Source organism: Xenorhabdus khoisanae (assembly GCF_001037465.1).
In the GTDB taxonomy this organism is placed as follows: Bacteria; Pseudomonadota; Gammaproteobacteria; order Enterobacterales; family Enterobacteriaceae; genus Xenorhabdus; species Xenorhabdus khoisanae.
Genome location: NZ_LFCV01000161.1, coordinates 1 through 5,897 on the forward strand (window position 1 = coordinate 1; position 5,897 = coordinate 5,897).

Sequence of the window (5,897 nt, forward strand, 5' to 3'; positions counted from 1 at the left end):
ATGTAACTTTTCTCTTTCTATACAAGAAGTCTTTAAGTATTCAATGCTTGCATAGCATGCCGCTACTATGGCCGGAGGTAATGAGGTTGTGAATATAAAACCAGAAGCGAAAGAACGAATTGCATCAATTATTGTATCAGAGGCAGTGATATACCCACCTATAACACCAATTCCTTTAGCCATAGTACCTTGAATAATATTTATTGAATCGGAAATACCTAGCCCAGCAGCAATTCCTGCTCCTCTAGGGCCATACATACCAACAGCATGTACTTCATCAAGATAAGTTAACGCATTATATTTCTTAGCAAGGTCTGCAATTTCTTTAATTGGAGAAATATCACCATCCATAGAATAAATTGATTCAAAAACTATGATCTTAGGACGGTTATAAGGTTGTTCTGATAGTAATTTTTCTAAATGCTTTGTGTCGTTATGTTTAAATTTAAAACATTCTGCTTTTGTACTACGTATTCCATTAATAATAGATGCATGGTTTAGCTCATCAGAGAAAATAATGCAGTTTTCAAATAGGCGTAGTAAACATTGCAAAGTTGCATCATTCGAACTGTAACCTGTGGGAAAGACTAATGCGGATTCTTTATTATGCCATTCAGCTAATGATGATTCTAATTCTTTATATTGATAGTGATTTCCTCCAATATTTCTAGAACCACCAGATCCAGCACCAAATAAATCAATTGCCTTATGCATAGCATCAATTACAATAGGGTTTTGGGACATTCCTAGATAATCATTGCTACACCAAACGACAACAGAATTTTCATTTTCTATATGATTTGCTTTTGCCAAAGGATATTGTCCGCAGATGCGATTTAATGTTACAAATTCACGATATTGCCCATCTTCCTTTAACTTCATTAGTTTTTCATTAAGAATGTTCTCATACATAAAATAATTACCCTAATTAATTGTAATGTTATTTTTGACAAAAGTTATGATTTCAATGTGTAAATATTAAAATTAAACAGACAAATAAAAAACCTTATGTAAGACGCATTATTAATGTAGTAATAAAAATAAGCAAGTAATAAAAATAAATATCCTAATAAGTTGTTGGGAGTAGTTTATGGTTTCCAGATGTAAAAATATTTTCGTTAAAACAATAAAATGAGAATATTTTTAAATTCAGAAACTATTTGGAATATGATATCACTATCACTCATATGAAGAGTATTATAAAACAATTACCCTAAATACTGTTTCATTAATAGTGAGACATTCAAATATGGAAGTATTCTTGCTTATCGTGGTATTAGGGGTAAGTAAGTGTCCACATATCTTATGTATCTGATGTGCATGATAAATCTAAAATCACACTGACGCGCTGCGCTTGTCTTCTCTGGTTTGTCCGGCTAATAGATTAACCTGACAAACCAGAGACTTTGAAAAACACTATGCCAGCCAGAAAAGCCTTTTTATCTAGGCCACCCTATTAAAGAATTAGAAATAAAACTGTTCACCCTATTCACCTTTGATAATTTTCATTTAAATTCATATTGTTAAATGATGATAACTTGAAATCAAACTCATCACCACTCTTCACCTAACCGTTCACCTCAGATCTGAAAAAGGTGAACAGGGTTGAATAGTTGTGAACAGTTTAAAAATAACTATTCACCCTATAATGCATTGATATATCTGGTTTAAATTATAAGATGAATAGTGGTGAACACTTTTTTATATTTCTTTGAAAGCTATCATCAATAAAGAAAAAAATTATTCTTCGGGCAGGTTATCCCTTATCAGTTTAGGCATCCATTCGATGGCAGTATCAAGATCCAGGCTCAGATTGCTACGAATGCCGTGTTTGCTTTTCTTGCGCAGGTAGTGCTGGTTGTACTCTGCCAGCGCACCGGGCATATCCATGCCAAAACGGGTTACAGAAATGGGTTTGTTCAGGTTATTGCCTTTCATATAGGCAAGATAGGCGTGATAAAGGTATTTGCGGGGATTAAACGGCATAATTTCCGCATTGCCGATTAACAGGCCATCAGCTTCATCGGACGCAAGCAGGTAGCCACAGAAATCAACCAGTGGATCGGTGCCGCGTTTGATATCCAGCGCTTCCTCTGATTTCTGTTGCTCTGCCAGTAATCGCCTTGCAGTTTGTGGGTCAGCGAACTTATGCAGCAGGTGCCGGATAATCACAGGCAATTCTGTCGCGATTTTATCCCGCAGATGTGGATCACGTTCATTTTCCGGTACGACTTCGGAAAAGTTAAAAATCACCCGACGCCGCGATACGCCACCACTGCGATCACTGAAACTCATGGCGTTATTGTTTACTGCCAGCACCACCGCAGGGATACGGGTTGAGTAAGGTTGTTTATGTTTTGGGTCAATGGCAACTTCATCGCCACCTGTAATCGCTTTAATGCCGGAACCATCGCCCACATAGCGGGTCTGGTCTGGCAGGATAATCAGCGAATAACCGACAATCAGCGCCCGTTCCCGTGGGTTTTCCAGTGCAGCCATACTCGCTGAAACAGTATTACCTTTGCCTGCCAGCATTGAACAGATTTCGGCAAAGATACTTTTGCCACTGCCTCCGGCGCCGGTGACTTCCAGAAACAGCTGCCAGTCGTAGCGGTTTGCCAGCACCATGAACAGGGCTGCCAGTACGCGATCAAACTTATTCTCACAGTTGGCTGTCACCCGATTGAGCCAGTACCAGAACTGCGGCGCATAATCTTGCAGGGTTTCCCCCGAATCAGGGGAATTGAATTCGACATCATTGGCGAGTAATAACCAATAATGTTTGCGATGAGGGCGGAATTGACAGCTCTTCAGGTCAAACACGCCATTACTGAATCCGATTAAGTGGCGCTTTGGCGGCTGCATCATCGGAAGCTGTAATTTCAGGGCATCCACGGCAGAGCTGATGCCATGCGGCGAGTATGGCAGTTTTTCTTCCATAAAGGTTGCCACCATTTCCCGCTTTAAATCGCGGTCACTGACCGGACGCCAGACAATGCCATCATAGTGATGAACGGTTTCCGAAGCGCCATCCAAAGCCAAATCTCCGTTATAACGCGCCAGCAAGATTTCTCCGCGCTGGCTGGCTCCCATCTGGCAGAGTGTCAGCTTGGAAGATTCGGTATCATTAGATTGAGCTGCTGCTTTTTTCTTGGTTGATGCCGGTTGATAAAGCCCCTCACTAAAAGCCTGTTTTGCTGCCTCAATACCGTGATTCTGGCGATAATCATTCCAGTCAGCTTTATGTTCTGTAGGCGGTAACGCGATCCAGCCATTAACCGCAAAGGCAGCTTTTTCTGCTGAGATCTTGCCAATATTCGTTTTAGGTTTACCGTTCTTATCCAATTCATCGGGATGATGCCAGTCATTATCTGCGGCAATAATGATTTTTGTGTTCAACCAGCGTTCCCTAACGGCTTTGGCGACAGAATACAAATTGCCTACATCCAGTGCCGCCAGAACAGTGCCTTTATAGAGTTGGTTAACTGTTAGTGCCGTGGCGTAACCTTCGGTAATGATCACCGTGTCGGGTTGCTCTCCCAGTTCTGACAATGCAATAAACGCACCTTTCTTCTGGCTGCCAGACAGTAATTTTTTCTCACCATTGGGCTTAATGATCTGCGCACCTGTGACTTTTTTATCCAGTGTTGTCAGTGCCAACACTGCCGAATTATCGGGCAACAAACGCTGATTAGGGCAATGCAGCCCTTTTGCCGTCAGATAGGGAGATTTCCCAGCGACAGTCTGCGCCATCAGTGCCGCCACTCGTTCGGCAATGGGCTGTGTTGGATAGAGATTTTCTTTGGCGGGCTTGAGTTCCGGTAAGGGCAATGCCTGCACGTTAGCAATAACTTTTGCGGCTTCAAGAATCGAGATCCCGTTGGTTTTTGCCACTAAATCCAGTCCATCGCCATAGTTCGGGGCGTCACACTGGCGGCAATGCCAGTTGCCATGATGATGGTCGTCGATAAAGTGAAAACGGTCAGTGCCGCCACAAACCGGGCAGGCACCATGTTTACCTTTTGCCGGAACAGTGATACCGCAAGCTGGCAGCAGGTTTTGCCATGAGTACATAGCCGAAGTTTTGACGGTTTGGATCAGGTCAAGCGATTTGTGATTGCTTGTTGTTTTTTGAGCTGTAAATTTAGGGCGAGTTTGGGTATGCTGTGTATCAGCCATCATTTTTACCTTGCTTAATGATTGTTGGTGAAACGCCTCGCAGTGTTGGAAGCACTTCGGGGCGTTGTGTTTTATAGTTCGTTTATTCTTATGTCATGTTCTCTTATTCGTTATGCCGCCCGTGATTCGGCGATCCGCTGCGCAATCCAGTGATCAATTTCTGCTTCAATAAAGGCTACTGAGCGAGGTCCGATTTTGACCTGTTGCGGGAATTCACCATCGCTAATCAGTTTGTAGATCCACGCTTTGCTGTAACCCGTTCTGCGTTGTACTTCCGGCAGACGGATCAGGCTGGTTTTCAATGCTGTCACTATCATATTTAATTCTCCTGTTACCGAGTCCTTGAGCGCTCATCGTGGACGTTATTGGATGACAGGCGGATTATTGAAAAAGCCAAACACAATGAACAGCGTTAATTAGTTATCCTTCGATGAAAATTAAAAGGTTACAAATTGTACTAACGGTTTTTCCGGTCGCGCAGCGGTTTGGCGAAGTCATAGGGTGTGATGGATTGTTCCCGGTTCGCATCCAGATAATCCGCCCACCACTGCACCATCAGCCGCCGTTCATCCAGATGTTTGGAGGTGTGAATATACGCCGCCCGGACATTGTTGCGTTCGATATGGCTCAATTGGCGTTCGATAGCGTCATCGCTCCACAGGCCGGATTCGCCCATTGCCCCGCGCGCCATTGTGCGGAAACCATGCCCACAAACATCGGTTTGCGTGTCGTAGCCCATCGCCCGCAGCGCCTTGTTGACGGTGTTTTCACTCATCACTTTCGCATTACCATGATCACTGGGAAATATCACCTCGCAATTGCCGCTCAGTTCCTGCAAGGCGTTGATAAGCAAAACAGCCTGACGGCTTAACGGTACAATGTGATCGGTTTTCATTTTCATGCCGCGCTCAGAAAAGCGAACGCCTTTGATAGGTTTTCGTGTGGCGGGAATTTTCCAGACCGCGTTTTCAAGGTCGATTTCCTGCCAGCGGGCAAATCTCAGTTCGCTGGAGCGGACAAACGTCAGCAGCGCCAGTTCTACCGCAATCTTGGTCAGCAAGCGCCCGCGATAGGAAGATAAGCGAGCTAAAAAGTCAGGCAAGTATTCATGGGGCAGTGCGGGATGGTGACGGGATTTTGTGGTAGTGAGTGCGCCCGCCATATCGTTCGCCGGATTGGATTCCAGAATGTCATTCTGGACAGCATAGCGCATGATGGCGGTGACACGCTGGCGCAGGCGCTGGGCAATATCGTGTTTTCCCTGCTCATCAATGGCTTTGACCGGAGCTAAAAGCTGGCTGGTGCGTAATGTGGTAATATCGCGGGTGCCGATATGGGGGAAGATGTACTGCTCAAGGCTGCGCAGCACTTTTTGACGATGGTTGTCGCTCCAGCGTTTGTTACTGGCGTGCCATGCACGAGCGACCTGTTCAAAAGTATTCACTTTGGCAGGTGAGGGAGCACCTCTTTTCTCAGCTTTGGGATCGATGCCTTGCGCCATCAGCTTTTTGGCTTCATCGCGTTTAGCGCGGGCATCGGCTAACGATACCGCCGGATAAACGCCGAACGCCAGCCGATCTTCTTTCTTATCAGTCGGACGGTAATACTTCATCCGCCAGTATTTTGAGCCGCGAGCTGAGACTTCTAAATAGAGACCACCGCCATCGGCGAGTTTGTAGGTTTTTTCTTTGGGTTTTGCAGTTTCGATTTGCCGGGCG

Annotated in this window: 4 protein-coding genes; all 4 read right to left on the minus strand. The window is 44.6% G+C overall.

Features of this window, described 5'->3' with window-relative positions; translation table 11 throughout:
• Positions 1-912: 5-aminolevulinate synthase (gene hemA / locus AB204_RS18655; protein WP_047964887.1), on the minus strand; the 912-nt coding region annotated here is incomplete at its 3' end.
• A gap of 828 nt (positions 913-1,740) precedes the next feature.
• On the minus strand, positions 1,741-4,179 hold the full coding sequence (locus tag AB204_RS18660; RefSeq protein ID WP_084728624.1) for a phage/plasmid primase, P4 family: 2,439 nt from the start codon (positions 4,177-4,179) through the stop codon (positions 1,741-1,743).
• A 110-nt stretch (positions 4,180-4,289) separates the two neighbouring features.
• The gene (locus tag AB204_RS18665) at positions 4,290-4,496 is read right to left on the minus strand and encodes a helix-turn-helix transcriptional regulator (RefSeq protein WP_047964888.1); all 207 of its coding nucleotides are present in this window, start codon (positions 4,494-4,496) and stop codon (positions 4,290-4,292) included.
• 140 nt (positions 4,497-4,636) lie between these two features.
• Positions 4,637-5,897, minus strand: a 1,261-nt coding sequence (locus AB204_RS18670) for a tyrosine-type recombinase/integrase (RefSeq protein ID WP_072061475.1), incomplete at its 5' end; no start/stop codon positions are given.